Origin of the sequence: Pseudomonas sp. B19(2017) (assembly GCF_002113165.1) — a bacterium.
Classification (GTDB): Bacteria; Pseudomonadota; Gammaproteobacteria; order Pseudomonadales; family Pseudomonadaceae; genus Aquipseudomonas.
Map to the genome: position 1 here is coordinate 593,332 of NZ_NEJR01000001.1, position 23,098 is coordinate 616,429.

Genomic DNA, 23,098 nt, shown 5'->3' on the forward strand with positions numbered 1-23,098 from the left:
AATGCCGCGCCATGACCGTATTACGTTACTTGCAAGCCTACCCCCCGCACCTGCAGCAGCAGGTGCAGCAGATGATCGACAGCGACCGCCTGGGTGAATACCTGCAGCGCCGCTATCCTGACCGCCATGACGTGCAGAGCGACAAGGCGTTGTACGGCTATACCCAGGATTTGCGCCAGCAATACCTGCGCAGTGCGCCAAACCTGGACAAGGTGCTGTTCGACAATCGTCTTGACCTGACTCATCGGGCCCTGGGCCTGAACACGGCGGTATCAAGGGTGCAGGGCGGCAAGCTCAAGGCGAAGAAGGAAATTCGTATTGCCTCGCTGTTCAAGGAGGCCGCGCCGCAGTTCTTGCGCATGATCGTGGTGCACGAACTGGCGCACCTGCGCGAGCGCGAGCACAACAAGGCGTTCTACCAGCTCTGCCAGCACATGGAACCGGACTATCACCAACTGGAATTCGACCTGCGCGTCTACCTGACCTATCGGGAGCTGCCGGGCAACTGTTAAGGACCACGCAGCATGGAAGTGAGCAAGACCAAGAGCAGCTTCTACCGCCGACTGTACGTAGCCTGGCTGATTGACAGCCAGACCGCGACCAGCGTGCCCGCGCTGATGGAGGCCACCGGCATGCCGCGGCGTACTGCACAGGACACCATTGCGGCGCTTGCCGACCTGGATATCGTCTGCGTGTTCGAGCAGCAGGAAGGTGCGCGCAACCACGCCGGGCATTACCGCATTCATGACTGGGGCGCGGTCGACAAGCAGTGGATCACCCGGCACCTGCGGCAGATTCGCGAAGTGCTGGGGTATCCGTGAGCAATCTACGCGCGCGGCCAAAATAGAGGCAAAATGACACTATTGGCCGCTGCCCTCGGCAATGGCTTTGTGTAATCTCCTCGGCAGTGTGTGCCCTCCATTGCGAAAGGACGTGAGCATGCGGCCACTGCTTTGTGTTCTGGGATTTCTGGCATTGATACTGGCGACACCTGTTCTGGCTCAGGACAGGTTGCGCCTGGTGGCGGACAACTGGCCGCCGTTTACCGATGCCAGCATGCCTGGCGGAGGCCTGGCGACCAGCATCGTCACCACCGCGCTGGCCCGGGCTGGCTACACCAGCGGGTTCGAAGAAGCGCCCTGGGCGCGGGCGTTGCTGGGTGTGAGTGAAGGGCGCTACGACGTACTGGTCAATGCCTGGTACAACGATGCGCGGGCTCGCATCGGGCAGTTTTCCAGCGCTTACCTGAGCAATCGCATTCGCCTGTTACAGCGCAAGGGCGAAGCGTTCCGCTACCAGCACCAGTCGGATTTGTACCCTTTCAGCATTGCCGTGGTGCGTGACTATGCTTATTCGCCCGAATTCGACGGCGATACCCGCTTGCACAAGGTGCCGGTGCGCAGCTTTTCATCGGCAGTGCGCATGCTGGCGGCCGGGCGGGTGAACCTGGCGGTGGAAGACGAGTACGTGGCCCGTTACAACCTGCAGCGCGAGCCTCAGGATGTGCGTGATGGGGTGATGCTGGTGGAGCCGCCGCTGGGAGAGAATACTCTGCATATTCTGGTCAGCCTGAAGCACCCGGAGCATGCGCAGATTGTCGAGCGGTTCGAGCAGGCGATTGCGGCGATGAAGGCCGATGGCAGCTATGCGCGGCTGCTGCGTCAGCATGGCTTCTGATTTCTACTCCCCTTTGCCGGCCTCTTCGCGGGCATGCCCGCTCCCACAGATATCTCACAGGACCTGTGGGAGCGGGCGTGCCCGCGAAGAGGCCAGAAGCACTCAGGCCGGCGCACCTTCCTTGATCAAATGCGCGGCAAGGGTCCGCAACGGCCCCAACTGTCGGCAGATCAACGCCAGCTGCGTCTGCACCAACCGCTGGTGCTCGTCCAGCTCGTCGGGCATCTGCTCCAGGGCATTGGCCAGCGCTTCTTCGGCATCACTGTGAATCGCCACCGGCAGCCGCGCGGCCAGGCCGTTGGCAATCTCGTCCAGGCTGCGGGCCAGGCTTTGCCCGGCGCCTTCGATCAACTGCTCCTGCACCTCCGCCGGCAAGGCCGTGTCGCGGTGCGCGCCCAGCCCCGAAAGGTAGCTGAGCAAGGTATGCGACAGCACCAGGAAGCGGAAGCCCACGTCCGCCTCCTTACGGAAATGCCCAGGCTCCATCAGCATGTTGGCCAAGGTAGTGGACAGCGCCGCATCGGCGTTATGGGCGTTGCGCCGGGCCAGGCGGTAGGCCAGGTCGTCGCGCTTGCCGTGGGCATACTGCTGCATGATCTGCCGCAGGTACACGCTGGCGCACGCCAGGGTATTGGCCAGCGCCTTGTTCAAGCGCCGCCCCTGCCAGTCAGGCAGGAACAGGAATACCGCCAGGATGGCGATGAGGCTGCCGACCAAGGTATCGAACAGGCGCGGCAGGAACAGCCCATAGCCATCGCCGATCTGGTTGAAGCAGAACAGCACCATCAGGGTGATCGCCGCCGTGGCCAAAGTGTAGCGGGTGGTACGGTTGACGAAGAACACCACCCCGGCGACCACGGCGAACAGTGACTGGATGACCGGGTTGGGGAACAGGTCGAACAACGCCCAGCCCACTGTCAGGCCGACGGCGGTGCCGAAGATTCGCTGTACCAGCTTGCGCCGGGTTGCACCATAGTTGGGCTGGCAAACGAACAACGTGGTGAGGATGATCCAGTAGCCTTGAGTGGGGTGGATCAGGTGCACCATGCCATAGCCGATCGACAGCGCCAGCGGCAGGCGCAGGGCATGCCGGAACAACAGCGAGGTCGGCGTAAGCTGAGTACGCAGGCGCGTCCACACGTCTTTCAGCGAGCGCGGCGAGCGGTCGAGCAGGCTACTGTCGCTGGCGTCTGCCAGGCTGTCCGGGTTGCTGGCGGCGCTTAGCAGGCGGTCCAGGGTCGCCAGGTTGGCAGCCAGTGCCCGCAGCGAACGCAGCAGGCCGCGCCAGGCCGGGTTGCTCTGGATGCGCAGGTGCTCTAGCGAGGCATTGAGGTCCTCGAGTGCCTCGGGATAACCGCTGGCCAGCACGAACGGCTGGCGCAGGCGAATCGAGCGGGCCAGCTCCTGGCAGGACGAGCCTTGTTTACGCAGCAGACGCTGGCAGCGGAACATCACGTCGCTGTGGAAAAAAGCCTCGGTCAGGGCGTTGTAGGGATAGTGCGAAGCACTGACCCGTTCATGGATGTCCTGGGCCAGGAAGTACAGCTTGAGATAGCGGCTGACCTTGGAGTTTGGCTGGCTGTTGCCCACCCGGTGCAGGATGATTTCCTTGGCCGCGTTGAGCGCCGCCACCACTTTGCCGTTCTGCTGTGCCAGCTCCAGACGCCGGGCTTCGACGTCAAGGGTGCGGATCGGTTCGAACAGGCTGGCCTTGAGCTTGAGGTAGCTGCCCAGCTCGAAGAACAGCTTGGCCAGGCTCTGCTGCACCGGCTGGTTGGAAAACAGTGCCTGCCACAGCACCGACAGCAACCCGTACCAGGCCGCACCCGCCACCAGCAGCAGCGGTTCGTGCCAGAAGTCGGTGACCTGGCCACCGCGCTGGTCCACGCCGATCATGGTGTATACCGCGGTGATCAAGGTCGCCGAAGCGATGGCGCCATAGCGCTCGCCCAAGGCACCGAGCATGGTCAGGCCGAAGGCCGCCAAGGCCAGGGCAATGACGAATACCCACGGGTAAGGGAACAGCAGCTCGACCGCCAGTGCGGCGATGGCAAAACACACCAGGGTGACGGCCAGGGCGCTGAGGCGGCCCTGCCAGCTGTCATCGGTTTCGGCCAGGGCGCTGGCGATGATGCCGAGGAACAGCGGAATCAGCAGGGCCATCTCGTTCTGGTACCAGCACAGGGCCAGGCTGCCGGTGAGGGCGATGGTGACCCGGATGCTGTAGCTGAACTTGTCTTGGCCCCACAGGCGACGCAGTGACTGACGGAACGAGCTCGATGACATGATGGCCTGCTAGGCAGTGAGCGAACGAAATGCATTGCAGCACGGCCAGCAAGAAGCGTTCCGTGCTGCTGAATGGATTCTACTCTACACGAACTGCGCTGCGGCGTTGGCCGATGCCCAGGCCCACTGGAAATTGAAACCACCCAGGTGGCCGGTCACATCCAGTACTTCGCCAATGAAGTACAAGCCGGGGCTCTTCAGCGATTCCATGGTCTTGGAGGACACTTCACGGGTATCCACGCCGCCCAGGGTCACTTCGGCAGTGCGGTAGCCCTCGGTGCCGGCCGGCACCACCTGCCAGTTCGCCAGTTTTTCGGCGATCTGTGCCAGTTCCGCCGGGGTGTACTGCTTCATGGGCCTGGACTCGAACCACTGCTCGGCCAGCAGGTTGGCCAGCTTGCGGGTGAACACCTCGCCCAGTACGGTCTTCAGCTCGGCGTTGGCGCGTTCAGCCTGCATCTGTTGCAGCCAGGTCAGTGCATCGCGATCGGGCAGCAGGTTGATCTCGAGCGTGTCACCGGCTTCCCAGAACGACGAAATCTGCAAGATCGCCGGGCCGCTCAGGCCGCGGTGGGTGAACAGCAGGTTCTCGCGGAAGCTGGTGCCGTTACAGCTGGCGGTGCAATCCAGCGAGGTGCCGGACAACTCGGTGCACAGTGCCTTGAGCTGGGGCTCGGTGATGGTGAAGGGCACCAGCCCGGCGCGGGTCGGCAGCAGGGTGTGGCCGAACTGGCGGGCCACCTGATAGCCGAAGCCGGTGGCACCCAGGGTCGGGATCGACAGGCCGCCGGTGGCGATCACCAGCGACTGGCAGGCGAACTGGCCGCCGCTGGTCTGTAGCAGGTAGCCGCCTTCGGTCTTCTCGATCTGTTCAATGCTGGTGTGCATGCGGATCTCGGCACCGGCCTCGTCGCATTCGGCCAGCAGCATGTCGAGGATGTCGCTGGCCTTGTTGTCACAAAACAGCTGGCCGAGCTTCTTCTCGTGGTAAGCCACGCCGTGCTTGCATACCAGCTCGATGAAGTCCCATTGGGTGTAGCGGGCAAGGGCCGACTTGCAGAAGTGTGCGTTCTGCGAGAGGAAGTTGCCCGGCTCGGTATACATGTTGGTGAAGTTGCACCGGCCGCCGCCGGACATGAGGATTTTCTTGCCCGGTTTGTTGGCATGGTCGAGCACCAGTACCCGGCGGCCACGGCGGGCGCTGAGCTGGGCGCACATCAGGCCGGCGGCGCCGGCGCCGAGGATGATCACGTCGGTGGAGTGCACGGTGTTACCTCATTGTTAGCCGGGGCCGCTGAGCGGCCCATCGCAGGCAAGCCAGCTCCCACAGGTACTGCACAAGCCTGAAGGCCTGTGGAGATCCTGTGGGAGCTGGCTTGCCTGCGATGGGCTGCAAAGCAGCCCCAAAAAATGTCAGACGATGCGGACTTTCAGAGAGCGGCCCTTGATCTTGCCGCTGTTCAAGCGCTGCATGGCCTGCTTGGCCAGCGCCCGCTCCACGGCCACGAACGCCTGGAAATCGAAGATGGCAATCTTGCCCACCTGCTTGCCCGGGATACCGGCATCACCGGTCAGCGCCCCGAGAATATCGCCCGGGCGCAGCTTGTCCTTGCGCCCGGCCGCGATGCACAGGGTGCTCATCACCGGCAGCAGCGGCTCGCCGCCCTTGTGCTTCAGGCTGTCCAGCTGGTCCCAGCGCAGCGGGCTCTTCTGCAGCTCTTCGATGGCCTGGGCGCGGTGGCCCTCGGCCGGTGCAACCAGGCTGATCGCAATACCTTTCTCGCCGGCACGGCCGGTACGGCCCACACGGTGCACATGGATTTCCGCATCACGCGCCAGTTCGACGTTGATGACCATGTCCAGGCCATCGATGTCCAGGCCGCGTGCGGCCACGTCGGTAGCCACCAGCACCGAGCTGCTGCGGTTGGCGAACATGGTCAGCACCTGGTCGCGGTCGCGCTGCTCCAGGTCGCCATGCAGGGCCTGGGCCACGATGCCCTTGGCGGTCAGGTGGGCGACCACATCCTCGCACTGCTGCTTGGTGAAGCAGAACGCCACGCAGGACTGCGGGCGGTAGTGGCCGAGCACGCGGGTGACGGCCTCGAGGCGCTGTTGCGGGTCGATCTCGATGAAGCGCTGCTCGATCTGGTTGTCGGCGTGCAGGCTCTCGACCTTGACCTGTTGCGGGTTACGCATGAAGTCGGCGGCCAGTTGCTTGATGCCGGCCGGGTAGGTGGCCGAGAACAGCAGGGTCTGGCGGCGCGACGGGGTCTTGCCGATGATGCTGGCGATGGCATCGAAGAAGCCCATGTCGAGCATGCGATCGGCTTCGTCCAGTACCAGGGTGTTCAGCCCGTCGAGCACCAGCGTGCCCTTGTCCAGGTGCTGCTGGATGCGCCCCGGGGTGCCAACGATGATATGCGCGCCGTGCTCCAGCGAAGCGATCTGCGGGCCCAGCGAAACGCCGCCGCACAGGGTCAGGATCTTGATGTTGTCCTCGGCGCGGGCCAGGCGGCGCAGCTCCTTTGCCACCTGGTCGGCGAGCTCGCGGGTGGGGCACAGCACCAGCGCCTGGCAGCCGAAGTAACGCGGGTTGATCGGGTTGAGCAGGCCGATGCCGAAGGCGGCGGTCTTGCCGCTGCCGGTCTTGGCCTGGGCGATCAGGTCCTGGCCCTTGAGGATGACCGGCAGGCTCTGGGCCTGAATCGGCGTCATCGAGGCATAGCCGAGGGCGTCCAGGTTGGCCAGCATGGCAGTGGACAGCGGCAAGGTGGCAAAGGCGGTGGATTCGGTGGTCACGAGGCGGGCCTGCGGTGCGAAGCGAAAAATGCCGCACAGTCTACCAGCCTCGTGGCCATTCGCCCTACGACTCCATGTGTTGTTCCGGACGACGGGCACGCCTTCCGTCCGTCGGCGACAGCTGCAGGAAGATCGCAGCCGCCAGCATGGCCATCACGCCGATGGTGACGAAGGTGAGCTGGAATGCGCCCAAGGTGGTTTCCACGCCCTCGGCGCTGCCGGCTGCGGTAAACCCGCCTAGCAATGCGCCGGCACAGGCCACCCCCAGGCTCAGGGCCAACTGCGCGACCACCGACAGCAAGCTGTTGCCGCTGCTGGCGCTGGCGTCGTCGAGGTCGATGAGCGTGACGGTGTTCATTGCGGTGAACTGCATGGAGTTCACCGCGCCCAGAAGACCGAGTTGCACCAGTAGCAGCCAATAGGGCGTCTGCTCGTCCACCAGCCCCAGGCTGGCCAGCAGCACGCCCAGCAGCAAGGTATTGCCGGTGAGAATGATGCGGTAGCCGAAGCGTTCGATCAGCGGCCGGGCAATGGACTTGGCCAGCATTGCCGCCGCCGCCAGCGGGATCATGCTCATGCCGGCCTGGGCCGGCGAGTAGCCCAGCGCCACCTGCAGCAGCAACGGCACCAGAAACGGCAGGGCGCCGCTGCCCAGGCGGGCGAACAGGTTGCCGAGGATACCGATGGCAAAGGTGCGTACGCGGAACAGGCTGGGCGAGAACAGCGGCTCCGGGTCGCGCCCGGCGCGCAGCCAGTAGGCCGCCAGGCAGGCCATGCCGGCAAACAGCAGCAACATTACCCGCAAGTGCGGCAGGTGCAGTTCGCCCAGGCCTTCCATGGCGATGGTGATCAATACCATCGCTGCGCCAAACAGCAGGAACCCTGGGCCGTCGAACGTGGTGCGCTCGGCACCGCGCAGGTCGGGGATGAACTTCCACACGGCGTAGCAGCCGATCAGGCCGACTGGCAGGTTGAGCAGGAAGATCCAGTGCCAGCTGAGAATTTCCACCAGCCAGCCGCCAACCGTTGGGCCCAGTAGTGGCCCAAGCAGGCCGGGGATGGTGATGAAGCTCATGATGCGCACCAACTCGGTGCGCGGGTAGGCGCGCAGTACCACCAGCCGCCCGACCGGCAGCATCAGCGCACCGCCCAGGCCCTGCACGACGCGGGCGAAGATCAGGAAGCCGAGGCTGTTGGCGGCGGCGCACAGCAGCGAGCCGAAGCTGAACAGCAGGATGGCGCTGAAGAAGATGCGCTTGGTGCCGAAGCGGTCGGCGATCCAGCCAGAGGCGGGGATCAGCAGGGCCACGGTGAGCATGTAGGCAATGATCACACCCTGCATGCGCAACGGGTCTTCGGCCAGCGAGCGGGCCATGGCTGGCAGTGCGGTGTTGAGGATGGTGCCGTCCAGGGACTGCATGAAGAAGGCGATGGCCACTACCCAGGGGATCCAGCGGGCAGTGACGGGGTCCAGCGGAGCGCGTTCGGGCATGACTTCCTCGTTTGTCTGTACCGGCCTCTTCGCGGGCGCGCCCGCTCCCACAAGGGTTACGCGTTCCCTGTGGGAGCGGGCTTGCCCGCGAAGAGGCCGGCAATGCCAATCACAATGTCAAGGTCAACCCTTTGACCAGTGCCCCCGGCAAATGACTCGACCCGGTACTGCGCTGTCCATAGGTGCTGGTCGACAGGATCATCTCGCGCTCCTGGGTCAGGTCCTCCAGCTGGCTGCCTAGCAGGCTGTACAGGCTGTCATCGAAACGCATGGTGCTCACCGGCCCCTGGATCTGCCCGTTCTCCACCCAGAAGGTGGCGAAGCGGGTCAGCCCGGTCATGCGTGCCGCCGGCAGGTCGGAATAGTTCAGGTACCACAGGTTGCTGATGTACAGCCCGGTGCCGAGCCGCTCCAGGATCTGCTCGCCGGGCAGGCTACCGGCTGCCAGGCTGAGCGCGCACGGTGACTCGTAGCTGTCGGCGCCATTGGCCTGCAGCTCGAACTCGGCTGCACTGCGCGCACTGATCAGCCGATGCAGGGCTTCGCCTTGCCGGATCAACGGTACATCCAGGCGCGGCGAGCCTTCATCGGAAAACGCCGGGCTCAGCGAGCCGCTGACCTGTTCGGTAAAACTCACCAGCGGGCTCAGCCGCGCATCGCCATTGTACAGACGCTGCAGGGCGCTGTTGCCGGTGGCCAAGGCCTGTGCGGAAAAGCCGCCCCAGCACAGCATGCCGGCTATTTCGTCCATGGCCGCCGGGGCCAGATAGGCGCGGTAGCTACCAGGCTTCAGCGTGATTGCCGGGCGGCCAAGGAAGCCCAGTTGCTCTCGCGCCTGGCGCAGGCGTGCGGTGAAGTCGTCGGAGCTCCATACCTGCCCGGCGTAGTTGGCCTTCACCGCCTCGCCGTTTTCGTGGAACAGGCTCCAGTCGAAGTTGAAGCTGTTGGCCTGGTGCCAGCCGAAGGCCCCGAACGAGCTGGCGAAGCCCCGGCAGATGGGCCCGGCGGCGTAGATGCCGACCAGGTCCAGGTCGCCCGCCTCGTGGTCGAGCAGGGCCAGTACTTCGCTCAGTTCGGGCAGCGGCTGCTCCTGCTGGCTTTGGCTGTGCCAGGCACTTTCGTCCAGACGCAGGTACGGGTCGACAGCCAGCAGTGGCAAGGTCTGGCGCAGTTGCTCCAGGGCTGCGATCAGGCGCTGGCTATCCAGTTGCGCGTCACCACTCAAGGTCAGCTGTTGCTCTGCCTGACGGCCATCGCGGATCAGCCGCAGCTGCGCACTGGCCTGGCTAACTTCGCCAGCCTGGCGCACCTTGGCGTGGTTGAAACGCACGAATTGCGAATGTTCGGCGCTGTAGCCGAGAGTGAACTGCTCGCCTGTCTGCAGGGCTTTGCGCGCATCCCCGACCAAGGTTTCGAAAGCGTTTTTCATCAGGCGTCTCCTCCGAATACGTCGATCTGGCGGAATACGCAGGCCGGCGAGGCGTGGCCGACCCGCACCACCTGGTTGGGTTCGCCCTTGCCGCAGTTGGGCGTGCCCAGCACCTGGAAGGTACTGCTGTCGCCGACCGCCACCAGGTTGCGCCAGAACTGCGCGGAGATGCCGCGGTAGTTGGGGTTCTTGACGATGCCTTTGAGCTCGCCGTTTTCGATCAACTGGCCCCATTCGCAGCCGAACTGGAACTTGTTGCGCGCATCGTCGATGGACCAGGAACGGTTGGTACGCATCAGGATACCGTGCTCGATGCCCCCGATCAGTTGATCCAGGGATTGGTCACCCGGCTCGATGTTGAGGTTGGCCATGCGGTCGATTGGCGCACGGTTCCAGCCGCAGGCACGGCTGTTGGCCACGCCTTCCAGGCCGGAGCGGAACTGCGACAGTGCACCGCCCAGCGGGCGCAGCAGCAGGCCGTCACGGATCAGGAACTGTTTGCTGGCCGTGGAGCCGTCGTCGTCATGGCTATAGCTGGCCAGCTCTTCGCCGATGGTCGGGTCGAAGGTCACGTTCAGCAAGCTGGAGCCATATTGCAGGTGGCCGAAGTCGCTGGCTTTGACGAAGCTGGTGCCGGCGTAGTTGCGCTCGTCGCCGAGGATACGGTCCATCTCCAGCGGGTGGCCGATAGATTCGTGGATCTGCAGCATCATCTGGTCCGGCATCAACAGCAGGTCGCGCGGGCCGCTGGGGGTGTTGGGCGCCAGCAGCAGCTGTAGTGCCTCATCGGCCACCCGGCGGGCAGCGCCGACCAGGCCGCAGCGCTCGATGATCTCGAAACCGCCCTGTTGGCCGAAATTGTCGCGGCCCAGGCTGCGGCTCTGGCTGTCCTGGCCGTCGCTGGCGGTCACGCCCAGGCCTGGGAACAGGAAGCGCTGTGCGTGGCGCAGTTCGGCGCCCGCCGAGTTCAGGTAGGTCTGCTCGACCAGGCTCAGGCCCAGGCTGGCCTGCCAGTCCACCAGGCGGTTGTCCTTGGGCACGCTGGCCGATTCGGCCGCGAGCAGGCCGAGGCAATCGGCGAGGTTGGGCAGCGGCTGGTCGAAGTTCGGTGAGATGTAGTCGTGGCGTGCGCTGGTAACGGGTTGCTCGCGCAGGTCCAGCAGGCTGTGCCGGGCAGTCTGCCGGGCAAGGGCCTCGGCGTGCTCCAGCGCGCGCTGCAGGCCGGCCTGGGACAAGTCGGCGGTAGCGGCATAGGCTTCCACGCCATTGACCCGCACGGTGAGCATGGCGCCTTCGTCCTGGCTGAACAATGGCGGTTCGGCGACATTTCGGCGTACCGACAGCGCCTGGTGCGACTGTTTCACATGGCGCAGGGAAAACATCTCGGCCGTGCTGCGCAGGGCGGCGAAGCGCTGGCGCAGCAGGGCGCTGGAATCAAACATGTGGAAGCCTCCGTGTACACGGTGGCTCCCCCTTAGAACCACTCGTCCTGCATGGTAAGGCAAGTGTCGTCGCGCGCCTCGAGCAATGCCAGCTCATTATGGCAGCCCGGTACTGCCCGGGTCAGGAAATAAAGTGCGGTCAACCAAGGCCTGGGTTTGCCGCCCCATCCTTCTGAATGGCGGCTTTCAACATATCGTTCAGATGCGACGCAACAGGGTGAGCGGTGTCCGTCAGCAGATAGACGTGGTGCTCGGGGAGTTCGGGGAAACCCATGCCTTCAACGTACGCCAGTGTGGTATCGCCACTGTCCAGCCCCTCGACAATACCGACTGCCAGGCCGCTCCTCATACAGGCCAGTACCGCTTGCCAGTTGGCGCTCTCCAGCAGGATGCGGTACGCAATGCCGTGCGCCTTCAATGCCTGCAGTGCCGCCTCTCGGTACGGACAGCCCTTCAACTGCAGGGCCAGCGGCAAGGGGCGCTCAGGGTTGTGTTGGAACCCTGGGGCCGCGGCCCAACGAGGACTGGTCGCGCGTAGCCACTCCCCTTGTCTGCATGCTTCGTTGCTGACCGCTACTGCCAGGTCCAGGCGCTGTCGCGCAAACAGCTCGATGAGCTCTGCGCTGGACCGCGCTACGGCTTCCAGTTCCAGTTTCGGATTGCTGGCGACGAAAACCGGCAGGAAATCACTCATGAGGCTGGCCGCATAGCCGTCCGGTACCCCAAGGCGGACCTTGCCGGTCATCTGCTGGGGCGACAGCGTAGCCAGCAGCCTGTCATGGGCCATCAGAAAACGTGTCGCCTCGACCAGCAGGTGCCGACCTGCCGGGGTCAACTCGACGGACTGGTTGCTGCGAGCAAACAGCTGTTGCCCGATCTGTTCCTCCAGCTTCTGGATCTGCGTGGTCACCGCCGAGGGGCTGCGATGGACATAGTCGGCGGCATCCTTGAAGCGCCCCAGTCGGGCTACTGCCTGGAAGGTTCTCAGTACGTTGATGTCGAGGCCTTTCGCCATTGAACCACCTGATTTGGCTGGATCGAACCAGCGCTTCGATTTAATCAACTGTACAGGCTTTATACCCCCTCTTACTGTGTGGGCAAGGCATAGCTCCCCCCGAAATTGCAAAGGAATGATACGGATGAGCCTGAACGACTTCGTTGTAGATGCACTCGTGCGCACCCCCTCGTACCAGAATGCACGGCTATGGACTGTCGAAAACCATGAGAAGTATTCGACTCTGGCTCAGCCTGACGCCGGTCCGCACAGCGATCACCGCTTCAACCACGAGATATTTCTGCTGATGCGCGCCTTGAATGAACAGGGCGTGGGCCAGGACGGGCTTTGCGCTGACGGACAGGGTCAAGGTGCGCTCAAGAGTGTCATCGGCAATGTCGCCGAGCGATTGGCGGCACTGGGCAGTGGGCGCCGCGTGCACTATGTCGAGCTGGGCCCCGAGCCGATCAAGAGCGCCTGCTTGTTGAAGCGAATGGCCGAGACCTCCAACTCCATCCGCTACACCGCTATCGACATCAACCAGACCTCGGAACCCGCGATGAGCGATGCGGTGCGTCCCATAGTGCAAAGGGATGGCAGTTTCAATTACATCGCTGCCGACTATCGCACCGTAACCCATGACGTTTTGCGTCACGACCAGGAGCTCACGCTGATCACCTTGCTTGGTTTCCAGGAGGGCAACGAGTTGCCAGTCAGTACGGGCAGGTTGATCCGCAGTCTCGCGGGTGACAGGACCTACATTCTTTCGGAAATGCAGGTATACGAGGAAGGGCTGGAACGGCCAATCCTTGAGTTCTACGCCAACCCCAACATGCTCCAGTTCTCCCAGGTGGTTGCGCTTCAGCAAGGCTTCACTCCGTCGGGGAAGCATGAAGCCATCCTCGTACCTTTGCGGATCCTCGACGAAACGGTCCATGTTGCCGTGACCCTGCAGCCTGTGCAGCGCCTGCAACAACATGGCTATCTGCTGACCAATATCTGCCTCAAATATACGCCCGAACAGTTCCGTCACATCAGGGCCCGGCACTGTAACTGCAGTGTGCTGGACGAATTTGCCAGCGGGGACGGCTCGGTGCGTTATCAAATCGCGAAGTACCTCCAGTAGCGGCCAAAACAGGGACAGTCCCATCATGAATCGCTCTGATACCTTACCGTTGTTCGAGCGCGGCGTCGGCCGCGTAAAGCTGGCGCTCAAGTCAACGTTGAAGCGCACTCCGCGACTTTCGTCGATCCGCCTGGGTGAACAGGTCGCCTGGCGGGACACGTTGCTCCGCCAGCAAGGGCCTGCCGTCACCGATACGCGAACACTCGGGGAACTGGGCTACAGCCACAGTCCGCACGCAAAAATTGCAGCGGATACCATCACCGGTGTGGCGGTGGTCCATCGGTTGTTCACTGCCGAGGGAGTTGCGGCCTTGCAAGAAATCTGTGGCCGCCTGGAGAAGGGCGCAGGTGACAGTGACTGGATAATTTCCCGGCGCACACGTGGAGTGACGGCGCTGTCATCGTTCATCCACGACATGATGTGCAGCCGCTCATTCCTGTTGGCCGTCTCGCGTATTGCCGGGGTGCCGCTGGTGCCTTACCCCATGCTCAACGCCCGCTCGCAGATCAACTATTACTACCCCAAGCCGGTCGAGCAACAGCAACAACTGGGCATGTGGCATACGGACGGCACCAATTATGTGCTGAACATCGTGCTGTCGGGCGCCAACGACTATAGCGGCGGCGAGTTCCTGTTCCACAACGGTACCGTCGATACCTTTGATGCCCTGGATTATCGTACCTTTGAAACCGCACGCCTGGACGCGCCAGGCGATGCCTTGTTCATCTATGGCAGTCGATTGTTCCACGGTGTTCGCCCGGTGCTGGGCGGGAGACGCATGTCACTGGTGTTGTCCTTCCATTGCCCTTACTTCAATGACGATTCCAACAGTTTCTGGCACCTCGCCTCCGATGATGGCATTCCCGCGACCATCCCCAACTGGCTGCGGTTACGCTGGGCCCTGCACCGCTCGGCCGCCCGACACTATGCACGTCTAGGCATCGAGCCGATCACGTTCCAGGAATTGCATCAAACAGGGGCGTGAATATGCCAAGCAGTGCGCCTTACCTGATCCTGCTGCAAGCCATCTTTGTCCTTTCCTGGAGTTCGGGCTTCATTGGCGCCCGGCTAGGCACGGAGGACGCGGGTGCGATAAACCTGCTGTTCTGGCGTTTTTTGCTGGTCTGCATCTGCCTGCTGCCCTTTGTCTTGCACCGGCTGCGTTTACTGTCATGGGCGCAAATACGTTACAACGCCGTGATCGGTTTTCTGGCCCAGTTTGCTTACCTGGTCAGCGTCTACATCGCCATCGGCGGCGGCCTGCCTGCCGGGATTGCTGCCATTATTTGCGCCTTGCAGCCATTGATTACGGCATCGATGAGCAGCAGAGGCCACGGTGAACGCAGTGGCCGTCAGGAGTGGTTGGGCCTTGTGCTTGGGTTTGCCGGTGTCAGCGTAGTCATTCTGGGAGAGTACAGCCTGTCGACGGCGCAGCTTGGCCTCTGGCTGTACGCTCTGCCGCTGATCGCTGCCATCACGTTGTCGATCGCCACGCTTTACCAGCGACGGCAATCGGTTCTGGAGACAGACCACAGCAAAGACGGTTTGCTGATGCCGCTGTTTCTGCAATCGACCGCGACGCTGGTGCTGCTCACTGCTACAGGCTTGCCGTTGGGCTTGATCGAGGTGCCTGTCAGCGGCCAGGCCTGGGTGGCTGTCGCCTGGCTGACACTGTTCTCGACGTTCATCGCCTATTTGAGCCTGTGGATGTTGCTGACCAAGCTGACGGCGACCCGCGTGTCGGTGCTGGTCTATCTGGAACCACCCGTGACCTTGTTATGGGCTGCGTTGATGTTCGGCGACGCGATCCATTGGACAACCTACCTGGGCATTGCGGTAGTCGCCGCAGGAATAGCTATTGCTCGCAACCCCCGCAGTTCGGCATCGCCCGCCAAGTGTGCCCAGTAATGCAGGTGCAGGCGCGGTCTAGTACCACGCGTCTTGCATGGCGAGGCAGGTGTCGTCGCGCGCCTCGAGCAAGGCCAGCTCATTATGGCAGCCCGGTACTTCCCAGATCAGGAAATAACGTGCGGCCTGCAGCTTGCCAAGGTAGAAGTCGCGGTCGGCGGGGGTGCCCTTGGTCAGGCCGAGTTCGGCGTGAATCGCCTGCTCCAGCCAGCGCCAGCCAATTACGCAGTGGCCGAAAGCCTTGAGGTACAGGGCAGAGTTGGCAAGGGCGCCGGCCACTTTGCCCTGGGCCAGGTCACTCAGCAAGGCCAGGGTCACTCCTTGCAGTCGGTTGACCAGTTGCTCCAGCGGGTGGCGCAGCGGGTCGAGGTTCGGATGCTGGCTGGCGCGCTCGCCGGTGGCGGCGATCAGGCGAATCAGCTGCTTGAGCCCGGCGCCATTGTTCTGCGCCAGCTTGCGGCCGAGCAGGTCGAGCGACTGGATGCCCTCGGTGCCTTCGTGGATCGGGTTCAGGCGGTTGTCGCGGTAGTACTGCTCTACCGGGTATTCGCGGGTGTAGCCGTGGCCGCCGAGGATCTGGATCGCAAGTTCGTTGGCCTTGAGGCAGAAGGCCGAGGGCCAGGACTTGACGATCGGTGTAAGCAGATCGAGCAGTTCCTGCGCCTGTTTGCGGGTGCTTTCATCGCTGGCGGTCCGGGTGTCGTCGAACAGGCGTGCGGCATACAGGCCGAGGTCGAAGGCGCCTTCGACATAGGCTTTCTGCGCCAGCAGCATGCGTTTCACATCGCTGTGCTCGATGATCGGCACCGCCGGGCTGTGCGGGTCTTTGTTGTCCGGCAACCGACCCTGTGGCCGCTGGCGGGCGTATTCCAGTGAATACAGGTAGCCCGCGTAGCCGAGCATCACTGCACCCATGCCAACGCCGATGCGTGCCTCGTTCATCATCTGGAACATGCAGGCCAGGCCCTGGTGCGGCTGGCCGACCAGGTAGCCGACGCACTGGCCGTTGTCGCCGAAGTTCAGCGCGGTGGAGGTGGTGCCGCGCCAGCCCATCTTGTGGAACAGCCCGGCCAGCAGCACATCGTTGCGCGGGCCGCGGCTGCCATTTTCGTTGACCAGGTACTTGGGCACGATGAACAGCGAAATGCCTTTAACCCCGGGCGGTGCGTCTGGCAGCTTGGCCAGGACCATGTGCACGATGTTTTCCGACAGTTCGTGGTCGCCGCCGGAGATAAAGATCTTGTTGCCCTTGAGCCGGTAGCTGCCGTCACCGGCAGGTTCGGCTCGGGTGCGGATATCGGCCAATGACGAGCCAGCGTGGGGTTCGGTCAGGGCCATGGTGCCGAAGTAGCGGCCCTCGATCATCGGCTGCAGGAACAGGCGCTTCTGTTCTTCAGTGCCGAAGCTTTCGATCAGGTTGGCCGCGCCCATGGTCAGGAACGGGTAGGCCGTGGTGCCGGCGTTGGCGGCCTGAAAGTGGGCGAAGCAGGCTTGCGAGACCAGGCTCGGCAGCTGCATGCCACCGACTTCGAAGTCGCGGTTGGCGTTGAGGAAGCCGGCTTCGAGGAAGGCATCGACTGCGGGTTTTACCTCGGGGATCAGCTCGGCGCGACCGTCGACGTAGCGCGGCTCGTTTTCGTCAGCCTTGCGGTTGTGCGGGGCGAAGAACCTTTCGGCGATGGTGCGCGCGGTGGTCAGGGCCGCATCGAAGGTTTCGCGGCTGTGCTCGGCGAAGCGTGGGCGCTGGGTGAGAGCTTCGGCGTCGAGGACTTCGTAGAGCTCGAAGGCGAGGTTGCGGGGGCTGAGCAGGGTCTCGGGCATGGTCGCGGTCCTGAGGCGGGATGCTGGGAGTGTAGGAGGGCGGCGGGGTGGGGGACAGGTTAATAGGTTTGGGTGATATGGGTTGTGAAAGTGTAATGAGACCTGCGGTCTGGCATCCGTACAGGTGTTACTTTCCATGAAAGATTTTCTGCGATGAGTGGTCCGGGCAAGTGGAAGTTAACATCCATGCGTGTTAATAAACTTGCTTCGAGTGCTGCCTTTGTTGCGAATTTCCTGACATCAAGAGGAGATGAGGGGCGAGTCTTCTTGTCGTCAGGGAAAGATTTTGCGAATACGACCAGAACAGTTACGCAGGAATGGGTGCCGCTTGATGAAGATGAGCAGGATTTTTCGCCATCTTTCGCAATCCACAGATATGGAATGGAACGTAAAGTAATGCAAATTTATGTGGAGGCTGATGATGCCTGGGATGTGTCGGGAGCCTCATGGCATTGGCGACCAATAATCGCAAATGAAGAGTATGAGTTAAAAGATAAATGAACTGGGGCATCGGTTTGATAAGGTCAACGCGTTTGGTCGGTTTGTTTTGGGGGGGTATGGATGCTTTTTACATTTCTTTCGTTGTGGTCAGTAGCCTGAATAGAGGTGTGATCCCCTTTGTGAGTGATTTCAAATCCGCCCTTGCAAACATGGAGCAGTGGGGGGGAGGGCTTGAGTTCATGGTGTGGATGGGGCTGATTGTCCAGGTATCCCTTGTTGCCAGTAGCATATTACTTTGTATGGGGAGAAGATCAGGGTGCTATCTGGCTTTCGTTCAATTTCCATTTCGTGTCTTGTTTATAGTTCCGTCGATTTCTTTGTTTCTATTATTGCCAGATACCAGTACGTGGGTTTGGTTGAGCCTTTTCGCAGCTTCTGAAGGGGCTAAAATCCTGAGCCTTTGGTGGTTCTGGCGAAGGCTCGGATGAGCGAGGGCATCAACGGTACTTGCTTAGGTTCCTTCTATATCTGTGCGACCGAGCGGCGCTCGGTCACGCAGGCGCGCTGCAAAGGGCGAGGTGAAACTTGCCAGCCCTACCGCATTTTAGTCACCAACCCGGCAGTTTTTTAGGTTTTTGCCTATTCCATGTAGTCCATTTCCCGGCACAGCTGCCACCCTCTTGTTTGACAGCAGGTGGTGGTGGCCTATACCGAGAAAAATACCAATGCTGAAGAATGTCCCCGATCCACCCCACGATTCCCTTTTCTGTGAAGACAGCCCGAAGCCGGGGCGGATGCCTGCTGTAAGGCTTTGTTGATATGTCGTCTGAACGGGCCCTTTCGCGGGCATGCCCGCTCCCACAGGTACGGTGCAAGTCTTGAAGCCTGTGGTGATCCTGTGGGAGCGGGCGCGCCCGCGAAGAGGCCGGCCCAGGCAGTCAAGAATTATCAGGGGATTGAACAATGACAACAGAAGACACCCAACTCACCGTCGGCAAGACCACGTTCTATCAGGGTGAAAACGGCACCCACCCGCTGTTCCGCATCGAGCCTGGCATCCCGTGCAGGGATGCGCGCGAGCAGTCTTCGGAGTTGATGGGGTATGTGCGAGAGCTGACCATAACCGGGCTGATGGATGAGAAGCCGATGATGATCTGGGCTGCGCACTACCTGAGTGCGATGGCCAAGGCGCTGATGGATGATGCTGAGTTGGGGATGAAGCAGTGAGGGGTTGGCTTCAGGTTGCATGAAGGCTGCCAGGTGTATGCCGACAGTTTTGCAGCGCCTATGAGATCGAGCGCCGCCCGCGCGGCGCTCGATCTCATAGGCGCAAAACATCTCAAGACATGCGCCCATAAAAAAGGAGAGCCGAAGCTCTCCCTTTTCTTCAACAACCCTCAGCCTCAGCCAATGGTCATCAAGCTGGCATTACCGCCGGCAGCCGCAGTGTTCACACTCACTGCCCGCTCGATCACCAGGCGCTCCAGCGCAATCTGATGATCCCCGCTGGACAGCCCGTGCACGCCGACGATCGCCCCGGCACGCTTGGCCACCTGCTGGCACACGCCGCGCAGTTGGTCCGAGTCGCCGTGGTGGATCACGGCGTCGAACGCCACTTCATCCTTGTTCCAGTCCGCTACCAGCTTGACCTTGGCCTGCAGCTCACGCGGCAGGCGGGCACGCAAGGCCTTGCCCGGCTCGCCGTCAGCCCATACCGCCGAGCTGCCAACCGCCAGCACTGCGGCGAACTGCGCCAGCAGATCGGCCTCGTTGTCGGCCAGGCACAGCACGTGCTCGCGCGGCAGGATGGTGTAGCTGTTGCGCTCGCCGGTCGGGCCCGGCAGCAGGCGGGCGATGCCGCTTTGCGACTGGCTGGCGAATTGGCTGCACAGCGCGGCCAGGTCGGCCAGCTGGTTGCTCTCGGCCCAGGCCTTCAGGCCGTGCAGCGGCTTGATCAGCTGTTCGTGCAGGGCGCGGTCAGGCTTGCCTTCGCCGTCCTGCTGCTGGAAGTGGCGGCCAATCGCGTCGGCCGGGCGGGTCGACAGCAGGCGGTACAGGTACAGCGGGCCGCCGGCTTTCGGGCCGGTGCCGGACAGGCCTTCACCGCCGAACGGCTGCACGCCCACCACCGCACCGACGATGTTGCGGTTGACGTACATGTTGCCGGCATTGGCGGTTTCCACCACCTTGGCGATGGTCTCGTCGATGCGGGTGTGCACGCCGAGGGTCAGGCCATAGCCGGAATTGTTGATCTGCTCGATCAGCTGGTCCAGGTTGCGGCGGTTGTAGCGCACCACGTGCAGCACCGGGCCGAAGATTTCACGCTTGAGCTCGTCGAAGCTTTCCAGCTCGATCAGGGTCGGCATGACGAAGGTGCCACGCTTGATCTCGGCAGCATCGGCAATCGCCACCTGATAGACCGAGCGGCCTTTCTCACGCATGCCCTGGATGTGCTTCTCGATACCGGCCTTGGCTTCGGCGTCGATCACCGGGCCAATGTCCACGGCCAGGCGGTCCGGGCAGCCCAGGCGGCTTTCGGCCATGGCGCCCTTGAGCATTTCGATCACGCGGTCGGCGGAGTCTTCCTGCAGGCACAGCACGCGCAGGGCCGAGCAACGCTGGCCGGCGCTGTCGAAGGCCGAGGACACTACATCGATCACCACCTGCTCGGTCAGTGCCGAGGAGTCGACGATCATCGCGTTCTGGCCGCCGGTTTCGGCGATCAGCGGGATCGGGCGGCCCTGGTTGTCCAGGCGACCGGCGACGTTGCGCTGCAGCAGGCGGGCCACTTCGGTGGAACCGGTGAACATTACGCCTTTGACGCGCTCGTCACCGACCAGGCCGGCACCGACGGTTTCACCGCGGCCTGGCAGCAACTGCAGCACGCCTTCCGGAATACCGGCTTCCAGCAGCAGGCGAACGGCCTGGGCCGCGATCAGCGGGGTTTGCTCGGCGGGCTTGGCCAGTACCGGGTTGCCGGCGGCGAGCGCTGCGGCCACCTGGCCGGTGAAGATCGCCAGCGGGAAGTTCCACGGGCTGATGCACACTACCGGGCCCAGTGGGCGGTGGGCGTCGTTGCTGAAGTCGTTGCGCGCCTGTACCGCGTAGTAGCGCAGGAAGTCCACGGCTTCACGTACTTCGGCGATGGCGTTGGCAAAGGTCTTGCCGGCTTCGCGGATCAGCAGACCCATCAGCGGCTGGATTTCGGCCTCCATCAGGTCGGCGGTGCGCTCCAGAATGGCAGCACGTTCGGCCGGCGGGGTGGCCTGCCAGATCGGTGCGGCATTCAGTGCGCACTGGATGGCATTTTCGACGTCGACGACAGTGGCTTCCTGCACATGGCCGACCACGTCGCGGTGATCTGCCGGGTTCAGCACGGCTGCGGCGACGCCTTCGCTGGCGGCGCAGGCCAGCAACGGGGCGGCTTTCCAGTCGTTGTGGGCGGTGGCCAGCATGGCGCAGGACAGCGACGCCAGACGGTGCTCGTTGGCCATGTCGATGCCGGCCGAGTTGGCCCGCTCGCTGCCATACAGGTCACGCGGCAGCGGGATGCGTGGGTGCGGCAGGCCGATACTGCCTTCCTGGGTGCCCATGCGCTCGATGCTGGCGACCGGGTCGGCAACCAGTTCCTGGATGGAGATCGAGTGGTCGGCGATGCGGTTGACGAACGAGGTGTTGGCGCCGTTTTCCAGCAGGCGACGCACCAGGTAGGCCAGCAGCGTTTCGTGGGTGCCGACCGGTGCATAGACGCGGCACGGGCGGTTCAGCTTGCCTTCGGAAATCTTGCCGACCACCTGCTCGTACAGCGGCTCGCCCATGCCGTGCAGGCACTGGAACTCGTACTGGCCCGGGTAATAGTTCTGACCGGCAATGTGGTAGATGGCCGACAGGGTGTGGGCGTTGTGGGTGGCGAACTGCGGGTAGATGGCTTCTGGCACGGCCAGCAGCTTGCGGGCGCAGGCGACGTAGGACACGTCGGTGTACACCTTGCGGGTGTAGACCGGGTAGCCTTCCAGGCCTTCGACCTGGGCGCGCTTGATTTCGCTGTCCCAGTAGGCGCCTTTCACCAGGCGGATCATCAGGCGGTGGCGGCTGCGCTTGGCCAGGTCGATGACGTAGTCGATCACGTACGGGCAGCGCTTCTGGTAGGCCTGGATGACGAAGCCGATGCCGTTCCAGCCGGCCAGCGACGGCTCGAAGCACAGGCGCTCGAGCAGGTCGAGCGACAGCTCCAGGCGGTCGGCTTCTTCAGCGTCGATGTTCAGGCCGATGTCGTATTGCTTGGCCAGCAGGGTCAGCGACAGCAGGCGCGGGTACAGCTCTTCCATCACGCGCTCGTATTGGGCGCGGCTGTAGCGCGGGTGCAATGCCGACAGCTTGATCGAGATGCCTGGGCCTTCATAGATGCCACGGCCATGGGAGGCCTTGCCGATCGAGTGGATGGCCTGCTCGTAGGACGCCAGGTACTTCTGTGCGTCGTGCTCGGTCAGTGCGGCTTCGCCGAGCATGTCGTAGGAATAGCGGAAGCCCTTGGACTCGAAGCGGCTGGCGTTGGCCAGGGCTTCGGCAATGGTTTCGCCGGTGACGAATTGCTCGCCCATCAGGCGCATGGCCATGTCGACACCCTTGCGGATCATCGGCTCGCCACTCTTGCCGATGATGCGGGTGAGCGAGGAGGTGAGGCCGGATTCGTTGTGGGTAGACACCAGCTTGCCGGTCAGCAGCAGGCCCCAGGTGGCGGCGTTGACGAACAGCGACGGGCTGTTGCCCAGGTGCGGCTGCCAGTTGCCGGTGCTGATCTTGTCGCGGATCAGCGCATCACGGGTGCCCTTGTCGGGGATGCGCAGCAGGGCTTCGGCCAGGCACATCAGCGCCACGCCTTCCTGGGACGACAGCGAGAACTCCTGCAGCAGGCCCTGGACGATGCCGGCACGACCGCCAGCGCTCTTCTGGTTACGCAGTTTTTCGGCGATACCGGCGGCCATCTTGTTGGTCGCTTCGGCCAGCGGGGCGCTCAGGCGCGCCTGCTCCAGCAGCATCGGCACCACTTCCTGCTCGGGGCGTCGGTAGGCGGCGGTGATCGCCGAGCGCAATACCGACTGTGGCAGGATGCTCTCGGCGAATTCGAGGAAGCACTGGTGGCTGTGGTCGGGTTGAACCTCACCGGCGTCGTCGGCCAGGTTGCTGGCATGGCCGTTGAGTTCGGTCAGGGTGGCACCACCCTCGAGCTTCTCCAGGTAGTTGAAGATCGCTTGCTTGATCAACCAGTGCGGCGTGCGGTCAATGGACTGCGCTGCTGCCTTGAGTCGCTCACGGGTCGGGTCATCGAGTTTGACCCCAAGGGTGGTCGTCGCCATTTCTTATCCTCGTTATTGCCACGGTTGTGGCCTAAGCTGGCGCCAAGAGTAGCTGTAGGACAATTCGGGTGCAACCAGGTGCAACCCTAATTTTCGATGAAAAAGGTGCAACTCGTCAGCTGCTCGGTTGTGCACGCTAATAAGGCGTGTTTTCGGTGCGTTTTATTCTGAAAAAAGGCCCTCATTGCTCCCAAAAGGAGCAAGAAACGGGCTTTATCGGAAAATGCGCTGGAAGGTGCAACTTGCAGGTGAAAAATGGTTGCACCCGCTTCGCGTTGTTGCATAGCATTCGCCGCCTGGGTGCAACCGCCATGGGTGCGGTTGTG

The 23,098-nt window shown here is 62.8% G+C and carries 17 protein-coding genes and 1 pseudogene; 8 read left to right on the forward strand and 10 right to left on the reverse strand.

Annotation, left to right across the window (positions count from 1 at the left end; translation table 11 throughout):
* Window positions 1-11: 11 nt before the first annotated feature.
* From CAF70_RS02765 to CAF70_RS02775, 3 genes are all read left to right on the forward strand, one after another.
* Entirely contained in the window at window positions 12-512 is a 501-nt protein-coding gene (locus CAF70_RS02765; RefSeq protein WP_085621774.1) for a M48 family metallopeptidase, read from the forward strand.
* 12 nt (window positions 513-524) lie between these two features.
* On the forward strand, window positions 525-821 hold the full coding sequence (locus tag CAF70_RS02770; protein WP_085621775.1) for a helix-turn-helix domain-containing protein: 297 nt from the start codon (window positions 525-527) through the stop codon (window positions 819-821).
* 118 nt (window positions 822-939) lie between these two features.
* Complete coding sequence (locus tag CAF70_RS02775) at window positions 940-1,677, forward strand: ABC transporter substrate-binding protein (protein ID WP_085621776.1); 738 nt, start codon at window positions 940-942, stop codon at window positions 1,675-1,677.
* Window positions 1,678-1,779: 102 nt separating this feature from the next.
* Here CAF70_RS02775 and yccS read toward each other — a convergent pair whose 3' ends face one another.
* From yccS to CAF70_RS02810, 8 genes and pseudogenes are all read right to left on the reverse strand, one after another.
* A complete protein-coding gene (gene yccS, locus CAF70_RS02780; RefSeq protein ID WP_085621777.1) occupies window positions 1,780-3,963 on the reverse strand; it encodes a YccS family putative transporter in 2,184 nt (727 codons plus the stop codon).
* An 84-nt stretch (window positions 3,964-4,047) separates the two neighbouring features.
* Window positions 4,048-5,229, reverse strand: a complete 1,182-nt coding sequence (locus tag CAF70_RS02785; protein WP_085621778.1) for an NAD(P)/FAD-dependent oxidoreductase — start codon at window positions 5,227-5,229, stop codon at window positions 4,048-4,050.
* A 147-nt stretch (window positions 5,230-5,376) separates the two neighbouring features.
* Window positions 5,377-6,714, reverse strand: a complete 1,338-nt coding sequence (gene dbpA / locus CAF70_RS02790; RefSeq protein ID WP_256573241.1) for an ATP-dependent RNA helicase DbpA — start codon at window positions 6,712-6,714, stop codon at window positions 5,377-5,379.
* A 112-nt stretch (window positions 6,715-6,826) separates the two neighbouring features.
* Window positions 6,827-8,254: a multidrug transporter subunit MdtD gene (gene mdtD, locus CAF70_RS02795; protein WP_085621780.1), complete on the reverse strand. Its 1,428-nt coding sequence runs from the start codon at window positions 8,252-8,254 to the stop codon at window positions 6,827-6,829.
* A gap of 109 nt (window positions 8,255-8,363) precedes the next feature.
* Window positions 8,364-9,683 (reverse strand): TldD/PmbA family protein, encoded by a 1,320-nt coding sequence (locus CAF70_RS02800; RefSeq protein ID WP_085621781.1) that lies wholly within the window; start codon window positions 9,681-9,683, stop codon window positions 8,364-8,366.
* The gene (locus CAF70_RS02805; RefSeq protein ID WP_085621782.1) at window positions 9,683-11,125 is read right to left on the reverse strand and encodes a TldD/PmbA family protein; all 1,443 of its coding nucleotides are present in this window, start codon (window positions 11,123-11,125) and stop codon (window positions 9,683-9,685) included. The genes CAF70_RS02800 and CAF70_RS02805 overlap by 1 nt, the downstream gene beginning before the upstream one ends.
* A gap of 32 nt (window positions 11,126-11,157) precedes the next feature.
* Window positions 11,158-11,262 (reverse strand): annotated as a pseudogene (locus CAF70_RS28055) (hypothetical protein); the annotation flags it as partial.
* A 2-nt stretch (window positions 11,263-11,264) separates the two neighbouring features.
* On the reverse strand, window positions 11,265-12,140 hold the full coding sequence (locus CAF70_RS02810) for a LysR family transcriptional regulator (protein ID WP_085621783.1): 876 nt from the start codon (window positions 12,138-12,140) through the stop codon (window positions 11,265-11,267).
* Between the two features lie 124 nt (window positions 12,141-12,264).
* Here CAF70_RS02810 and CAF70_RS02815 point away from each other — a divergent pair, with 124 nt between their 5' ends.
* The 3 genes from CAF70_RS02815 to CAF70_RS02825 are packed head-to-tail and all read left to right on the forward strand — an operon-like array spanning window position 12,265 to window position 15,153.
* Window positions 12,265-13,245 (forward strand): hypothetical protein, encoded by a 981-nt coding sequence (locus tag CAF70_RS02815; protein ID WP_085621784.1) that lies wholly within the window; start codon window positions 12,265-12,267, stop codon window positions 13,243-13,245.
* A 25-nt stretch (window positions 13,246-13,270) separates the two neighbouring features.
* Window positions 13,271-14,230, forward strand: a complete 960-nt coding sequence (locus tag CAF70_RS02820) for a 2OG-Fe(II) oxygenase (protein ID WP_085621785.1) — start codon at window positions 13,271-13,273, stop codon at window positions 14,228-14,230.
* A gap of 2 nt (window positions 14,231-14,232) precedes the next feature.
* The gene (locus tag CAF70_RS02825) at window positions 14,233-15,153 is read left to right on the forward strand and encodes a DMT family transporter (RefSeq protein ID WP_085621786.1); all 921 of its coding nucleotides are present in this window, start codon (window positions 14,233-14,235) and stop codon (window positions 15,151-15,153) included.
* A gap of 18 nt (window positions 15,154-15,171) precedes the next feature.
* Here CAF70_RS02825 and CAF70_RS02830 read toward each other — a convergent pair whose 3' ends face one another.
* Complete coding sequence (locus CAF70_RS02830; protein ID WP_085621787.1) at window positions 15,172-16,974, reverse strand: acyl-CoA dehydrogenase; 1,803 nt, start codon at window positions 16,972-16,974, stop codon at window positions 15,172-15,174.
* 186 nt (window positions 16,975-17,160) lie between these two features.
* Here CAF70_RS02830 and CAF70_RS26175 point away from each other — a divergent pair, with 186 nt between their 5' ends.
* Together CAF70_RS26175 and CAF70_RS02845 are read left to right on the forward strand one after the other, a co-directional pair.
* The gene (locus CAF70_RS26175; protein ID WP_143491508.1) at window positions 17,161-17,475 is read left to right on the forward strand and encodes a hypothetical protein; all 315 of its coding nucleotides are present in this window, start codon (window positions 17,161-17,163) and stop codon (window positions 17,473-17,475) included.
* Between the two features lie 903 nt (window positions 17,476-18,378).
* Window positions 18,379-18,642 (forward strand): DUF3077 domain-containing protein, encoded by a 264-nt coding sequence (locus CAF70_RS02845; protein ID WP_085621790.1) that lies wholly within the window; start codon window positions 18,379-18,381, stop codon window positions 18,640-18,642.
* A 176-nt stretch (window positions 18,643-18,818) separates the two neighbouring features.
* On the opposite strand, the gene putA is transcribed toward CAF70_RS02845, so the two are convergent.
* Window positions 18,819-22,772 carry a trifunctional transcriptional regulator/proline dehydrogenase/L-glutamate gamma-semialdehyde dehydrogenase gene (gene putA, locus CAF70_RS02850; protein WP_085621791.1) on the reverse strand — a complete coding sequence of 1,318 codons (3,954 nt, stop codon included), beginning with the start codon at window positions 22,770-22,772 and terminating at the stop codon, window positions 18,819-18,821.
* Window positions 22,773-23,098 lie beyond the last annotated feature (326 nt).